Annotated in this window: 15 protein-coding genes; 10 read left to right on the plus strand and 5 right to left on the minus strand. The window is 32.3% G+C overall.

Annotated elements, in window-relative coordinates:
- Positions 1–51: 51 nt before the first annotated feature.
- Complete coding sequence (locus NSR03_RS03990) at positions 52–492, minus strand: SACOL1771 family peroxiredoxin (RefSeq protein ID WP_002507334.1); 441 nt, start codon at positions 490–492, stop codon at positions 52–54.
- Between the two features lie 79 nt (positions 493–571).
- Between NSR03_RS03990 and NSR03_RS03995 the strand changes: the two genes are divergently transcribed.
- On the plus strand, positions 572–1,312 hold the full coding sequence (locus tag NSR03_RS03995) for a glycerophosphodiester phosphodiesterase (RefSeq protein ID WP_021339066.1): 741 nt from the start codon (positions 572–574) through the stop codon (positions 1,310–1,312).
- An 82-nt stretch (positions 1,313–1,394) separates the two neighbouring features.
- Here the strand turns inward: NSR03_RS03995 and NSR03_RS04000 are convergent, their stop codons facing one another.
- The 3 genes from NSR03_RS04000 to NSR03_RS04010 all read right to left on the minus strand — a co-directional run bounded on the left by NSR03_RS04000 (position 1,395) and on the right by NSR03_RS04010 (position 3,434).
- Complete coding sequence (locus NSR03_RS04000) at positions 1,395–1,922, minus strand: GNAT family N-acetyltransferase (protein ID WP_002507336.1); 528 nt, start codon at positions 1,920–1,922, stop codon at positions 1,395–1,397.
- A 189-nt stretch (positions 1,923–2,111) separates the two neighbouring features.
- Positions 2,112–2,714 (minus strand): 30S ribosomal protein S4, encoded by a 603-nt coding sequence (rpsD, locus tag NSR03_RS04005; protein WP_002507337.1) that lies wholly within the window; start codon positions 2,712–2,714, stop codon positions 2,112–2,114.
- 255 nt (positions 2,715–2,969) lie between these two features.
- Complete coding sequence (locus NSR03_RS04010) at positions 2,970–3,434, minus strand: GAF domain-containing protein (protein ID WP_021339067.1); 465 nt, start codon at positions 3,432–3,434, stop codon at positions 2,970–2,972.
- 229 nt (positions 3,435–3,663) lie between these two features.
- Between NSR03_RS04010 and ezrA the strand changes: the two genes are divergently transcribed.
- The 9 genes from ezrA to NSR03_RS04055 all read left to right on the plus strand — a co-directional run bounded on the left by ezrA (position 3,664) and on the right by NSR03_RS04055 (position 13,679).
- The gene (gene ezrA, locus NSR03_RS04015) at positions 3,664–5,355 is read left to right on the plus strand and encodes a septation ring formation regulator EzrA (protein ID WP_069801600.1); all 1,692 of its coding nucleotides are present in this window, start codon (positions 3,664–3,666) and stop codon (positions 5,353–5,355) included.
- A 224-nt stretch (positions 5,356–5,579) separates the two neighbouring features.
- Positions 5,580–6,716, plus strand: coding sequence for a cysteine desulfurase family protein (locus NSR03_RS04020; protein WP_021339069.1), 1,137 nt, complete (start codon positions 5,580–5,582; stop codon positions 6,714–6,716).
- Entirely contained in the window at positions 6,713–7,936 is a 1,224-nt protein-coding gene (thiI, locus tag NSR03_RS04025) for a tRNA uracil 4-sulfurtransferase ThiI (protein WP_021339070.1), read from the plus strand. The genes NSR03_RS04020 and thiI overlap by 4 nt, the downstream gene beginning before the upstream one ends.
- 113 nt (positions 7,937–8,049) lie before the next feature.
- The gene (locus tag NSR03_RS04030; RefSeq protein WP_021339071.1) at positions 8,050–8,823 is read left to right on the plus strand and encodes a sulfite exporter TauE/SafE family protein; all 774 of its coding nucleotides are present in this window, start codon (positions 8,050–8,052) and stop codon (positions 8,821–8,823) included.
- Positions 8,824–9,148: 325 nt separating this feature from the next.
- Positions 9,149–10,141, plus strand: coding sequence for a signal peptide peptidase SppA (gene sppA / locus NSR03_RS04035; RefSeq protein ID WP_002507343.1), 993 nt, complete (start codon positions 9,149–9,151; stop codon positions 10,139–10,141).
- An 8-nt stretch (positions 10,142–10,149) separates the two neighbouring features.
- The gene (locus tag NSR03_RS04040) at positions 10,150–10,692 is read left to right on the plus strand and encodes an RDD family protein (protein ID WP_069801598.1); all 543 of its coding nucleotides are present in this window, start codon (positions 10,150–10,152) and stop codon (positions 10,690–10,692) included.
- Positions 10,693–10,781: 89 nt separating this feature from the next.
- Positions 10,782–11,276: a thiol peroxidase gene (gene tpx / locus NSR03_RS04045; RefSeq protein WP_002507345.1), complete on the plus strand. Its 495-nt coding sequence runs from the start codon at positions 10,782–10,784 to the stop codon at positions 11,274–11,276.
- A gap of 169 nt (positions 11,277–11,445) precedes the next feature.
- Complete coding sequence (locus tag NSR03_RS04050) at positions 11,446–12,393, plus strand: class I SAM-dependent methyltransferase (protein ID WP_021339073.1); 948 nt, start codon at positions 11,446–11,448, stop codon at positions 12,391–12,393.
- An 86-nt stretch (positions 12,394–12,479) separates the two neighbouring features.
- Positions 12,480–13,679 carry an acetate kinase gene (locus NSR03_RS04055; protein WP_021339074.1) on the plus strand — a complete coding sequence of 400 codons (1,200 nt, stop codon included), beginning with the start codon at positions 12,480–12,482 and terminating at the stop codon, positions 13,677–13,679.
- A 133-nt stretch (positions 13,680–13,812) separates the two neighbouring features.
- Here NSR03_RS04055 and NSR03_RS04060 read toward each other — a convergent pair whose 3' ends face one another.
- Positions 13,813–14,985 carry an esterase-like activity of phytase family protein gene (locus NSR03_RS04060; RefSeq protein ID WP_069801596.1) on the minus strand — a complete coding sequence of 391 codons (1,173 nt, stop codon included), beginning with the start codon at positions 14,983–14,985 and terminating at the stop codon, positions 13,813–13,815.
- Positions 14,986–15,008 lie beyond the last annotated feature (23 nt).

A 15,008-nucleotide genomic window follows, 5' to 3' on the forward strand; every position in this document is an offset into this window, starting at 1 on the left:
GGCATACATTGTTATCGCATTCATATTCCGTCATATATAAAATTTTTTAAATTATTTTATTTTTGGTTCTATTTTTACAGTGACATTACCTTTAATTGAATTTGAAATCATACAATTATTGTCTGCAACCTTTAAGAGTTTAGGTAATTTTCTTACTAAGCTATCTTTTTGTGCAGTTTCAACTTCAATAACAGGGTAGTGGATAATGTTGTCCATACGAAATTTGGCATTTTCAAATACAGCTGTACCTATAGAAGATTGTTGAATTTCTATATTATTAAAACCAGAACGTTCGAGTACAGCTGCAAGTGAGATAATATAACAAGAAGATGCAGCTGAAACTAATAATTCATCTGGGTTTGTACCAGTTCCATTGCCGCCTAAACCTGATGGTATAGATATTTGTTCATCTAATACGTCTCCGTTAAGTTGACCTACAGCTTCACGACCACCAGACCATTGTGTGTTTACTTTGAATTCATGTTGAACCATAACGATTGACCTCCAGTTGATTTATGATAATTTAAGTTTAGATGAAAATAAGATATAAAGAAAGAGGAGAGCAACTTTAATGACAATATATAATAATGAGAACAAGCTCATATTAGTGGCACATCGTGGTATTGCTACATATTTTCCTGAAAATACGATGATTGCTTTTAAAGCTGCACTTGTAAGTGATATTGATATATTAGAAATAGATATACACAGGACATCAGATAACCATCTCGTAGTTATTCATGACGATTCGATTGATCGTACTTCGAATGGATCAGGAAAAATCAAGGATATGAATTTAGCGGAATTGCAACAATTTGATTATGGTATAACTAAAGATAAGCAATTTGCGGGAGCGACAATACCGACTTTGGATGAAGTAATTAATTTAATTCGAGATTATCATCAAAAGTTACTAATAGAATTAAAACAGCCACAGAATTATCCTGGAATTGAAAGTGAATTAATAGATGCATTAAATGCATCAGATTTACCAAAAAATAAAGTGATTGTACAATCATTCAATCAAAAAAGTATGAAAAAAATATTTGATATGAATGAAGGCTATGAACTAGGTGTATTGATTAGTAAAAAGAAATATTGGTATAAATTACCTCCATTCAAAAGCATTGCTGCCTATGCGGATTATGTAAATCCAAATTATGCTTTAGTTACAGAGAAGTTTTTAAAAAATGCACATCAGTATAAATTGTCAGTGATGCCCTATACAGTGAATGAGCATGAACAAGCAAAAGTATTGCAAAAACTAGGTGTAGACGGATTGATTTCAGATAATCCAAATGATATTTTATAAAAATGAAAATATTAAAAAAGCTTAAATGAATTTAAAGGGTTCATTTAAGCTTTTTCTAGTTTTAATAAAAATGAAATGTATATTATTTAATGTGAGATAAATCATTATCATGATGATTTACCCAATTCTTTTTTAATAATCCCATCACATGACAATCACTATATTCACCACGAGTATAAAAATGTTCTTGTAATGTACCTTCGATGGAGAAGTTTTGTGCTTTATAAATATGAACAGCTTTTTCGTTGTTAACATCAACAAATAAATATATTTTGTGGAGATTAAGTACTAGGAACGCATAATCAATAGCCATTTTAAATGCACTTTTGGCATATCCTTTGCCACCATATTCTGAATCAATAATAATTTGAATTTCGCAGTTACTATGTATAAAGTCGATTTCAACTAATTCAACTACACCGATTCGTGTTTGATCTTTTTCAATAATAAATCTACGTTCAGTCTCATCTAATAAATGTTTTTTATATAATGATTGAAGTTCACTTAATGATTGATAGGGCTCTTCAAACCAATAAGACATAATGGAATATTCGTTATTTAAGTGATGTACAAAATCTAAATCTGTTTCTTCTAATGCTCTAATAATCAAATTTAACACTCCTTTATTCATAAGCATACAGTAATTATTATAAGAAAGTAAAAAGATATTGTGCCATGAGTGAGGGGGTTAAAAGGATTTCTACTTATAATTAAATATTTGGATGAAAGGTGTTAATTATATAGTAATAAAAAAACCAAGAAATCCTCGAAAGGACTTCTTGGTTTGAAATTAAAACGCTTATCTTGAGTAGTACTCAACGATAAGTTGTTCGTTGATTTCGGCAGGTAATTCACTACGTTCAGGAACGCGTACATATTTACCTTTTAAGTTGTCTGCATCAAATTCTAAGTACTCAGGTACAAAGTTATTGATTTCAACAGATTCAGCAATGATATCTAATTTTAAAGATTTTTCACGTACTGAAATTTCTTGACCAGGTTTTAAAGTATATGATGGAATATCAACACGTTTACCATCTACTAAAATGTGACCGTGGTTAACAAGTTGGCGAGCTTGGCGACGCGTACGCGCTAAACCTAATGAATATACAACTGCATCTAAACGAGCAGCTAGTAATTGCATGAAGTTTTCACCATGGACACCATGTTGGTTACCAGCAATTTCAAATGAGTTACGGAATTGTCTTTCAGTCATTCCGTATAAATAACGTAATTTTTGTTTCTCACGTAATTGTAATGCATATTCTGATAATTTTTTACGTTGGTTAGGACCATGTTGGCCTGGAGCGTATGGACGCTTCTCTAATTCTTTGCCAGTACCACTTAATGAGATACCTAAACGACGTGATTTTTTCCAGTTCGAACCTCTAAATCGAGCCATAATAGACTCCTCCTTTTTCTCTTTTGTTGTTATGAAAAAACAAAAAAGAGTGTTGCATGCTTATTTGGATATATTGTTTTATGTATCCTCACCTCATAGCTACGGTTACACGACACGTCCGCGTTGGGAACAACATAGAGCCAACTAATAGGCAACTGCTAATTTCGTTTATTCACACAAAGAACATTGTACCATGTTCTGAATTACTGTCAATAGTAAACCCAGATTTACCTATAGAAAGACGATTGTTAAATATTAAGCTATTTGCTGTTCTAGGATCTTAACAATTTCTTCTAAAGCAATTTTATCTGTGTTTGAAAAGCGATTTGTAATAGGGGCATCAATATCTAAGACACCAATGATTTGATTGTCTTTATGAATAGGAACAACAATTTCTGATTTGCTATTCGCATCACATGCAATGTGTCCTGGGAAAGCATTAACGTCTTCAACGAGTTGTGATTCGTTTGTTTCTACAGCTGTGCCACATACGCCTTTGCCGATAGCAATATGTACACAAGCAGGATGACCTTGGAACGGTCCTAAGATTAATTCATTATTTTCTATTAAATAGAAGCCAACCCAATTAATTTGATCTAACGAATCATTTAGTAAAGCAGAGACATTGCTAAGTATAGCAATTAAATTTGATTCATCTTCGATTAGACTAGCAACTTGCTTTTGTAATAAATCGTAATTTGTTTCTTTTACCTCTGTCATATTAATAAAACCTCACTTTTTACTTTTCATTTAGTATAAAGACTGTTTTAATAGTAATCAATCAAATGATTTGTAAGGGCTTTTTTTAGTTGCAATATGATACATAATATTAACAGAGATAGATTTACTATGAAATTTAAAATATTATCAATGATTAATTCATTTTCTCTTTTAATGCATGGGTAAATTACGTTATAATGAATAGTGATAAAATAGGAGGAGAAAACATATGGTATTGTATATCATTCTAGCAATTATTGTTATTATACTGATTATTGTCGGTGTATTATTCTATATGCGTTCAAATAAAAGCCAAATGATTGAGAAGGCTGAAGAACGAAAATTACAAGTAGAGCAATTACCCTATGATGAAAGTTTATCTCAATTATCTGATTTAACTTTAACAGGTGAAACAAAATCTACTTATGATAGATTAAAACAAACGTCTTTAGATAGTAAAAATCAATATTTGTTACCATTAGAAGAAAAGATTCACAATGCGGAAGGTTTACTTGATAAATTTAAATTTTCGCAAGCGCAAACTGAAATTGATGAAGCACACGAATTGATGGATAAATACGAAGAAAATTACAATGTATTAACTACAGATGTCGAAGATATTATGGGTGTACATAAAGAGAGTGATCACTTATATGAAGAATGTAAAGTGGATTACCGAGAAATGAAGCGCGACGTGTTAGCGAACAGACATCAGTTCGGTGAAGCAGCAGTGCCGTTAGAACATGAAATTGAAGCATTCGTACCAGAAATGGAAAGCTATGAATCATATAAAGCAGAAGGTAATTATGTATACGCACATGAACATATCAAAACTTTAAATGAAGATATGAACTTTTTAAAAAAGGATATGTCAGAAATTCCTGAGTTAATCAGAGAAGCACAAAAAGAATTACCTGGACAGTTCCAAGATATGAAATACGGATGTAGAGATCTCAAAGTAGAAGGCTATGATTTAGATCATGTCAAAATTGATAGCACTTTACAAACGCTTAAAACAGAACTTAGCTTTGTAGAACCGATGATTAGTAGATTGGAACTTGATGAAGCGAATGAAAAATTAAATAATATTAACGATCGTCTTGATGAAATGTATGAATTAATTGAGCACGAAGTTAAAGCGAAAAATGAAGTAGAAGAATCAAAAGAAGTCATTACAGATAATTTGTTTAGAGCAAAAGAAATGAATTATACTTTACAAACTGAAATTGAATATGTACGTGAAAATTACTATATAAATGAAAGTGATGTACAGAATGTAAGACAGTTTGAAAATGAAATTCAAAACTTAATAGCTGTTTATGATGAAATTCTAAAAGAAATGGCCAAATCTGTAGTACGCTACAGTGAAGTTCAAGATAACTTGAAATATATCGAAGAGCATGTAGCTGTGATTAATGAAAAACAAGAAAAATTACAAAATCACTTAATTCAACTACGCGAAGATGAAGCAGAAGCAGAAGAAAATATCTTACGTGTACAAAGTAAAAAAGAAGAAGTTTATAGAAAACTATTAGCTTCTAACTTACCAAGCGTACCAGAACGTTTCATTATAATGAAAAATGAAATTGATTATGAAGTGCGTGAAGTAAACAAGAAATTCAGTGTACGTCCAATACATGTTAAACAATTGAAAGATAAAGTATCTAAAGTAGTGCTACAAATGAATAAATTTGAAGATGAAGCTACGGATGTGCTTGTTAATGCAGTTTATGCTGAGAAACTTATTGAATATGGTAACCGTTACCGTAAAGATAGTTCGAACATAGATAAAAGCCTTAATGAGGCTGAAAGACTATTTAAAAATAATAGATACAAACGTTCAATTGAAATATCTGAACAAGCTTTAGAAAGTGTTGAACCAGGAATTACCAAACAAATAGAGGATCAAGTTATTGGTTAAACTATTTAATTATTATAAATAACACCAGTAAGACACGAAATGAATTATGATTTCGTGTCTTTTCTTTTTATCAAAAGCGAGTATAATGCTTAAAGGGAAAGTATAAAATTAATTTTAAAATGACAGAAAAGTATTGTTATTAATGCAATAACTTAAATATAAATATAAAATTAGTATCACTTCTTAAATAAGTGTGTATGATAAAATGAAATGGAGTGAAAGAATTGATATATCTTGATAACGCCGCAACGACAAAGCCAAACCAAGACGTGTTGGATACTTATGTAAAAGTAAATCAATCATTGTATTCTAATGCTAATAGTCCGCATCAAGCCGGCTTACAAGCAGACCAATTGTTACAACAAACTAAAAAACAAATAAAAGATTTGTTTAATTTAGATGGAAAATTTGATATTGTTTTTACAAGTGGTGCGACTGAATCTAATAATATGGCGCTTAAAGGCGTAGCATATAAGAAAAAAGCTTTTGCTAATGAAATCATCACTTCAGTACTTGAGCATCCATCTGTATTAGAAGTTGTACGTTCATTAGAAACGGAAGGGTTTATTATTAAATATGTTGATGTTACTGACGAGGGTCAAATCGACTTGGACCATTTAAAAACATTGATGTCGGATGATGTTGCTATAGTAACCTGTATGCATGTTAATAATATTATGGGTCAAACCCAACCAATAGAAGAGGCTGCAAATATTGTGCACCAATATCCCAAGGCACATTTTCACGTAGATGCAGTACAAGCGATTGGTAAAGTGCCATTATGCTTTGAAGGTGTAGATACATTGAGTTTAAGTGGGCATAAATTTCACGGTTTGAAAGGGCAAGGTATATTATTTGTTCGAAATATTCATCAACTTGAACCTATTATTCACGGTGGTGGACAAGAGTATGGTGTGAGAAGTGGTACAGTTAATTTACCGATGAATATTGCAATTGTTAAAGCCATGAAAGCAGCTGTGAATCATACCACAGAACTTAACCATACTTTAAATGAATTTAATGCTGACTTACGTCAATTTCTTACAGGGTTTCACGGCGTCAAGCTGAATTCACCTCAAAATTCAGCGCCACACATTCTTAATGTTGGTTTATCAGGCGTAAAAGGTGAAGTATTGGTCAATGCATTTTCAAAACACAATATCATGTTATCTACCACAAGTGCATGTTCGTCTAAAAAAGCGAGTCTAAACGAAGTACTTTTAGCGATGAATGTGCCTAGAAAACAAATTGAAGGTAGTATCAGAATTTCAATGGGAGCCAATACGACTCAAGAAGATATTCAAACATTTAAAGATAATTTTTATAAAGTATATGAAGAAGTAAGGGAGCTGTTAGTATGATTTATGATCATATATTAGTAAGGTATGGCGAATTAACATTAAAAGGTGCAAATCGTAAAATATTCGTGAATAAATTACGCGCAAATGTTAAGCGTTCATTAATGCCATTGCAAGGCTATAAAGTAAAAGCGAATAGAGATAGAATGTATATTGAATTAGATGAAGGTGCAGACATAGATGAAATGTGTAATAGACTAAAAAAAGTATTCGGCATTTATTCTATTAGTCCTGTATTAAAAATTGATAAAACTGTAGAAGCGGCAAATGAACAAGCCGTTCAATTTGCAAAAGACTACGCAAACGGAGATACGTTTAAGATAGACGTGAAACGTTCAGATAAAAACTTTCCTTATGACACATATCAATTACAACGTGGCATTGGTGCTGCGGTATTAAATGCAACAAAGGATTTAACTGTCGATGTCCACAATCCAGATCACAATATAAAAGTAGAAGTGCGTTTAGATGCCATATATGTCTATGACAAAACTATAGCTGGACTTGGTGGCTTGCCAGTTGGAACAGGTGGAAAAACATTACTTATGCTCTCAGGTGGTATTGATTCTCCTGTAGCTGGTATGGAAGTCATGCGAAGAGGTGCGATGATTGAAGCAATTCATTTTCATAGCCCGCCCTTTACAAGTGAAAAAGCTAAAGAAAAAGTAATTGAATTAACACGTATTTTAGCTTCTCATGTAGGTCCAATTAAATTACACATTGTACCTTTTACAGATTTACAAAAACAAGTTAATAAAGTTGTACATGAACGTTATACAATGACATCTACACGTCGAATGATGATGAGAGTAGCAGATAAACTTGTACATGAAATTGACGGACATGCCATTGTAAATGGTGAGAATCTTGGTCAAGTAGCGAGTCAAACTTTAAAGAGTATGTACGCAATTAATAGCGTAACTTCGACGCCAGTGTTACGTCCATTACTCACATTAGATAAAGAAGATATCGTTAAAAGAGCTAAAGAAATTGGAACTTTTGATGTCTCTATACAACCTTATGAGGATTGTTGTACTATTTTCACACCAAAAAATCCTGTAACTGAACCTGATATTGAAAAAGTGGAAAAATATGAAAATATTTTTGATTTTGAACCATTAGTACAACAAGCTGTGGATCAAATCGAAACAATAGAAATTTCAAATGACTACCAAAGTGATAAAGACTCAGAGACACAAACTTTGGCAGAGGATTTATTTTAAATACGAGTTTAAATTATAGTAAGCATCATTTAAAAAATATAAAACTTAGTTTTAGATGTTCAATTTATAATGAATAATCAGTTAACATGATTTAAACAGACAGGGGTTGGCGCATGTTAGAGTGGGACATTTCAATTGTAATTATCATCATACTTCTTGGATTTTTAGCAGCGTTTATTGATGCAGTTGTCGGTGGTGGGGGATTAATTTCTATCCCTGCACTTTTGGCAGTGGGTATGCCACCAGCTATGGCGTTAGGTACTAATAAATTAGCTAGTGCATTTGGGTCGATGACCAGTGCATTTCGTTTTTTAAGGTCAGGCAATGTCGATTTGAAAGTTGTTGGGAAGTTATTCCCATTTGTATTCTTAATGGCTATGGGTGGTGCGAGCGTGGCGACATTTTTACCGTCTGAACTATTGAAGCCAGTGGTAATCATTATCTTAACGCTTGTCATGATTTATACATTAATGAAAAAAGATTGGGGTAGTATACGTACTTTTACAAAACTCACTACCGGTAAAGCTATAATATTTGCAGCTTTAATGTGCTTAATAGGTCTATATGATGGATTTTTAGGTGGCGGCACAGGTTCATTTATGCTTTTTGTTTTATTAATGTTTGGATTTGATTTTCTAGGTGCAGCAGGGAATGCCAAAGTATTAAATTTTGCATCCAATTTAGGGGCATTAATATTATTTATATTCTTAGATCAAGTCGATTATTTTTATGGTTTTATCATGGCTGGTAGTATGATTTGCGGATCATATTTGGGTGCTTTATTTGCAATTAAAAAAGGCGTTGGTTATGTCAAAGGTCTGTTTATTGTAGTTACTGCTATTTTAATTTTGAAAAATGCGTACGATTATTTAATGCAAATCATGTAGCAATTACAAAAATATATTAAAATAAACTAGTTCTTATACAAGAGCCTCAACGCTTGTCTTCCTTTATTTGTCAGCCTTATAGAAGCGGGAATACGAAATCAAATTTTGATTTCGTATTCCCGCTCTTTTTTGTATACAGTTTTATAAAATACGGCATAGTGTCACTTCGCATTATTAGTACTTTTTTACTGTAATTCTGATAAAACACTATTATATTTTAAAACTCTTTTAATATATATTTGGGATAAGGTATACATAGCTTAATTGATTATGGTTAAATTGGGGATGGAGTTAAAAGGAAAATAAATTATGGGAGTGAGCGTAAATGTCGAAGAAAAGGATTATCGCAATCATACTTGCGGTTGTCATCGTGTTAGGCGGCATCGTGATGAGTTCAATTTCAGCGGTCTTTTCATCTTTATTTGATGAACAAGCTACATCTAAAATGGACCCATTTACAGAAAAAGTAGAAAAAGAGGGCAATTCAAGTAAACGAATTGCACATTTAACATTAGATGGCCAAATAGCTGAAGGTACAGGTGGAGGCATGTTTGGTGGTGGTGGTTACAACCATGAGGCGTTCTTAAAACAATTAGAAAACGTAAAAAATGATGACACAGTCAAAGGTATGTTGTTATCTGTGAATACTCCTGGTGGTGGCACATATCCAAGTGATGAAATTTATCAAAAGATAAAAGAAATTAAGCAAAAAGATAAAAAGATTTATGTACATATGGGTAGTATGGCAGCATCTGGTGGATACTACATTTCAGCACCAGCAGACAAAATATACGCAGGTCCTCAAACAATGACAGGATCAATCGGTGTTATTATGTCTAGTGTTGATTATTCAGAATTACAAGAAAAAATAGGCGTTAAAGAAAATGTTATAAAATCAGGAGATCATAAAGACATATTAAGTAGCTCAAGAGCTATGACAAGTGAAGAAAAAGATATTTTACAATCTGTATTAGATGATAGTTTTGATCGATTTGTGAATATAGTTAAAGACGGTAGGGATATGTCTGAAAGTAAAGTTAGAGAGTTAGCTGATGGACGAATATACAGTGCACAACAAGCGGAAGATAACGGGTTAATTGACGAAATTGGTTATGAAGATGAAACATTAAAAGCAATGAAAAAAGATATGAAAGCAAAAGATGCAGAAGTATTTGAGTATAGTGAAGAAGGTAGTTTCTTCTCATCGTTTAGTAATGCAAAAGCGAGTATTGCTCAATTTAAAAATGAATTCAATGAAGTTAAATCAATAATTAAAAATGATACTGAAGCTGAACCTATGTATCTATACGAAGGTTAGGTGTAATAATGGATAATATGAAACAAGATGATACTGCACATAAGGTTGCAGGTTCAAACGAAGCCCAAACAGAGTCAGATGCACTTGCACATAATCAATTAGCAAAAGCACTATATGCAGGATTTGGTATAAGATTTTGTAGCTTTCTCATTGATTTACTCATCATTTTGGGTATTCAAAGTATTATATTGAAACCAATCTATCATTTCACACATATAGATAATGCAAAGTTATGGATTGATTATTTTAGTGTAGGTCACGTATTAGATGCACTCGTATTTTATTTGTATTTTGTGTTATTAACGAAATATTTTAAACAAACAATTGGTAAAATGATTTTGAATATTAGAGTGGAACGTGCAGATAGACAATCTTTAACTTGGGTAGACGTATTATTTAGAGAATGGATTGGTCGCATTGTCAGTGGCGTATTTGCTAATTTACCTTATTTAGTAACAATATTTACAGATAAACACAAAGGTATACATGATTATTTTGCTGATACTGTCGTAATAAAAAATAAATTTGAAAAATTGTTTTATTTGAAGTAGATTGTTATGTTTCAAAGGGTTTAAGGTTTATTTCATCTGATTAAACAGTTATAATTATTGAGTAAGCACTTTTTATAGGAGGCATTCAAATGGCGCAAATTACATTTAAACAAGAACCAATTACATTATTAGGATCACAAGTAAAAAAAGGTGAAACAGCACCAGATTTTACAGTGTTAGACAATGATTTAAATGAAGTAACTTTATCAAATTATGATGGTCAAAAGAAATTGATCAGTGTAGTACCATCTATTGATACAGGTGTCTGTGATAAACAAACACGTAAATTCAACGAAGAAGCAGCGCAGGAAGATGGCGTCGTGTTAACTATTTCTGTTGACTTACCATTCGCACAAAAAAGATGGTGCGCATCAAATGGCTTAGATAACGTGGTTACTTTAAGTGATCATAAAGAGCTTTCATTTGGTAACAATTATGGCGTAGTTATGGAAGAATTACGTTTACTTGCACGTTCAGTTTTTGTTTTAGATGAAAATAATAAAGTAGTATATACTGAAGTTGTTTCTGAGGGCACTGATTTCCCAGACTTCGATGCTGCTTTAGAAGCATACCGTGCTATTTAAATTAAATATAGGTAATATAAAATTTGTCATTTGATTTGAAGTTAAACAATCAAACAGTATCATTGACATTATAAAGTATACTGTCCATAATTATTTGGTAATATAAGTTAGCATGAACTGACTTAATTTCAAACAAATTATGGACAGTTTTTTTAGAAAGGACTATTAAATGACACAAGAAGAAACAGTAATGGAAAAGTTATTCCAAACACTCGACGAAAAAGCTAAAGCTTTAAATGAAAATAATGGTCAAAGTTTTATTGAAAACTTAGGACTAGCAATGGAACACATTTATACAAGTAAAAGAGACTTGTTAGAACAAGCTACATTGCAAGATAGAAGAAAAGCATTTCAGTTTGCTTACTTAAGCTTAATGCAAAATGAAGATATTCAAGCAAACCATCAAATTACACCAGACTCTATTGGCTTAATTTTAGGCTTTTTATCTCAACGCTTCTTAAAAAACAAAGAAGAATTACACGTTGTAGACATCGCAAGTGGGGCAGGCCATCTAAGTGCGTCTGTGCATGAAGTGTTAACTGAACATACGGTGATGCATCATCTTTTAGAAGTTGATCCAGTATTATCAAGAGTCAGCGTTCATCTAGCCAACTTTTTAGAAATACCATTTGATGTTTATCCACAAGACGCAATTATGCCATTACCTTTTGAAGAGACAGATGTTGTTATTGGTGATTTACCTGTTGGCTATTATCCAGCAGATGAGAGAAGTAAGGAAATGGCTTTAGGATTTGAAGAAGGTCACAGTTTCTCTCACTTTTTATTAATTGAACAAGCTGTTGTAGCTTTAAAACAATCAGGTTATGCATTTTTAGTTGTTCCAAGTAATATTTTCGAAGGTTCAAATGTGAAACAGTTACAAAACTTCATTGCTACAGAGACAGAAATGCAAGCATTTTTAAATTTACCTTCGACATTATTTAAAAATGAAAAAGCACGCAAATCTATTCTTGTACTACAGAAAAAAGAAACAAACGTTACTAAACCAGTAGAGGTTTTATTAGCGAACATTCCTGACTTCAAAAGTCCTCAACAATTCCAAGCATTTTTACAAGATTTAAATGTGTGGATGGAAGAAAATCATCCTGAAAATTAAACTGTATTATTCTTGAAAATAAACTGTATTAATGATTAAATAGATAGGTATATTAAAACTTAATTGAAAATGGAGGCAACAAGCTTATGTCAAAATTAATTTTGGCCATTAACGCTGGTAGTTCGTCACTGAAATTCCAACTTATTGAAATGCCGGAAGAAAAAGTTGTTACTAAAGGACTAATTGAACGTATTGGTTTAAAAAACTCTGTCTTTACTATTGAAGTAAATGGAGAAAAAATTACTGATACCAATGATATTGCTAATCACGAAGTAGCAGTAAACATTATGTTAGAAAGCTTTAAAAAACATGGTATCATTGAAAGTATTAATGATATTGATGGTACGGGCCACCGTGTTGTTCATGGTGGAGAATTATTCCCAGAATCAGTTTATATAACTGATGAAGTAGAAAAACAAATTGAATCGTTAAGTGAATTAGCTCCGTTACACAACCCAGCAAACTTAATGGGAATTCGTGCATTCCGAAAACTTTTACCAGAGACACCACATGTCGCTGTGTTTGATACTTCATTCCATCAAACAATGCCAGAGAAATCTTATTTATATAGTTTGCCATATCAATATTATGAAGACTTCGGAATTCGTAAATATGGTTTTCATGGCACGAGTCATAAATATGTTTCACAACGTGCAGCTGAAATTTTAGATAAACCAATTGAAGAATTACGTATTATCTCTTGTCATATCGGTAATGGTGCTTCAATCGCTGCTATTGATGGTGGCGAATCTGTAGATACATCTATGGGCTTCACTCCATTAGCAGGTGTTACAATGGGCACACGCTCAGGTAATATTGACCCAGCTTTAATTCCATTTATTATGGAAAAAACGGGTAAAAATGCAGAAGAAGTATTAAATACACTTAATAAAGAATCTGGATTATTAGGTATTTCAGGTACTTCAAGTGACTTAAGAGATATCATTGAAGATTCTAAAGAGGGTAAAGAAAGAGCCCAATTAGCGCTTGACGTCTTTGCATCTCGTATTCACAAATATATCGGTTCATATGCGACGCGTATGCATGGTGTAGACGTTATTGTATTTACAGCTGGCGTAGGTGAAAATTCTGATCCTGTAAGAGCAAAAGTCTTAGAAGGTTTAGAGTTTATGGGTGTTTATTGGGACGCTAAGAAAAATGAAATGATCCATGGTTCTGAAGGTTTCATTAATTATCCACATTCACCTGTAAAAGTCATCGTTATTCCTACAAACGAAGAAGTAATGATTGCTCGCGATGTTGTAGATTTTGGAAACGTAAAATAATCTGGAAGTAAACCCAGATTCATTAAATGAGTATGAGTTGTAAATATTTATACTTAAATTAAAAGCACCCATTCATTAGAAAAAATAATGAAAGGGTGCTTTTATTATTTTATTAATCAGTTTTTAAAATGGATTATTTTTTCTCTGGTTTAACCTCAAAAGCAATAATTTGAGATTGTTGTGTTTCATTAAAGTTATTATCGGCTGTCAATACTAGACTGTCATTACCATTGGGCAGTTTTTTACCAAAAGTCATGCCTTCAATGTTATCAACTTTACCAATATCTTGTTCATTTAAATCAGCAACCAGCGTTTTGTTTAAAGGTTTTGCGTTTGTCTCTTTGAGTGAATTTATATCTTTGATATCAGTTCCTTTACTAACATCTAATTTATATATACGCACATAATTACTAAATGAACCATCTTCTGCTTGTACAGATGCACGTTCTAGAGTGAGAAATTCATGATCATTAATGGCTAATATTTCTGTGATTCCATTATCAGCTTGTTTGTTTTTGCCAGGTTTTTTAGGAATGGCATCAAGTGGATATGCAAATTCAGATAATATGTTGCCTTCGCGATCATATTGTGTGATGCGTGATAAAGCGCCTGATTCAGGTGTAGGTTTTTGGCCATCTTGTATTAGAGGGCCCTCCATAGAAGTCCATAACGTATTACCATCTTGAGAAAAAGTGCTACCTTCAATAGCTTGATTATTACGGAAACCTTTCTTATTTTGTTTATCCATTTTTATTGTATCTTTAACAGGAATTTCAGTTGAATATTTACCATCTTCAGTTGCTTTACGAATAAATGGATTCAATCCTAAGGAACGATCTCCTTCACTAGTATATAGAATCTCATTAGTATGTGGGTCGAACCGTATCGATTCTGGGTCAGCAACAATATTATCATCGTCGTTCTTATATTGCTCTTTATTGATGTAATCTTTGCCATTCGGTTGTTTTAACTTGTGGACGCCATTAAATTTGACGTCTTTGAATTCATTGCTATTATAGTCAATATCAGCTTCATAGAATCTTGCTGGATTGTGTTCTGATCGGTCATCGCTAATAAGTAACCATTTATCATTTTTAGGGTCATACGTTATACCAGACAATCCGCCAACTTTCGTATCTTTGTAAGTTTTATCAAACGGTAAGATTTTAGTGTCTATTAATTTGAGACGATCTTCTGTACGTGTTGTATTGTCTTTTTCTGCAGCAATTATTTCACTATGTAATGATGTGCTCGAAATAAATAATGTGAACATGCTTGTTATAAGTGCTTTATGCATCGGTTTCATAAGTTGTTCATACTCCTTTCATT

The organism is Staphylococcus sp. FSL W8-1207, assembly GCF_038003745.1.
GTDB lineage: Bacteria > Bacillota > Bacilli > Staphylococcales > Staphylococcaceae > Staphylococcus > Staphylococcus equorum.

Excerpts from the sequence above, each read along its gene's own strand:
- NSR03_RS04030 (WP_021339071.1), top strand. The coding sequence starts at position 8,050 with ATGTTAGAGTGGGACATTTCAATTGTAATTATCATCATACTTCTTGGA.
- NSR03_RS04060 (WP_069801596.1), bottom strand. The coding sequence starts at position 14,985 with ATGAAACCGATGCATAAAGCACTTATAACAAGCATGTTCACATTATTT.
- NSR03_RS04055 (WP_021339074.1), top strand. The coding sequence starts at position 12,480 with ATGTCAAAATTAATTTTGGCCATTAACGCTGGTAGTTCGTCACTGAAA.
- NSR03_RS04040 (WP_069801598.1), top strand. The coding sequence starts at position 10,150 with ATGGATAATATGAAACAAGATGATACTGCACATAAGGTTGCAGGTTCA.
- NSR03_RS04050 (WP_021339073.1), top strand. The coding sequence starts at position 11,446 with ATGACACAAGAAGAAACAGTAATGGAAAAGTTATTCCAAACACTCGAC.
- ezrA (WP_069801600.1), top strand. The coding sequence starts at position 3,664 with ATGGTATTGTATATCATTCTAGCAATTATTGTTATTATACTGATTATT.
- NSR03_RS03990 (WP_002507334.1), bottom strand. The coding sequence starts at position 492 with ATGGTTCAACATGAATTCAAAGTAAACACACAATGGTCTGGTGGTCGT.
- NSR03_RS04010 (WP_021339067.1), bottom strand. The coding sequence starts at position 3,434 with ATGACAGAGGTAAAAGAAACAAATTACGATTTATTACAAAAGCAAGTT.
- tpx (WP_002507345.1), top strand. The coding sequence starts at position 10,782 with ATGGCGCAAATTACATTTAAACAAGAACCAATTACATTATTAGGATCA.
- thiI (WP_021339070.1), top strand. The coding sequence starts at position 6,713 with ATGATTTATGATCATATATTAGTAAGGTATGGCGAATTAACATTAAAA.
- sppA (WP_002507343.1), top strand. The coding sequence starts at position 9,149 with ATGTCGAAGAAAAGGATTATCGCAATCATACTTGCGGTTGTCATCGTG.
- rpsD (WP_002507337.1), bottom strand. The coding sequence starts at position 2,714 with ATGGCTCGATTTAGAGGTTCGAACTGGAAAAAATCACGTCGTTTAGGT.
- NSR03_RS03995 (WP_021339066.1), top strand. The coding sequence starts at position 572 with ATGACAATATATAATAATGAGAACAAGCTCATATTAGTGGCACATCGT.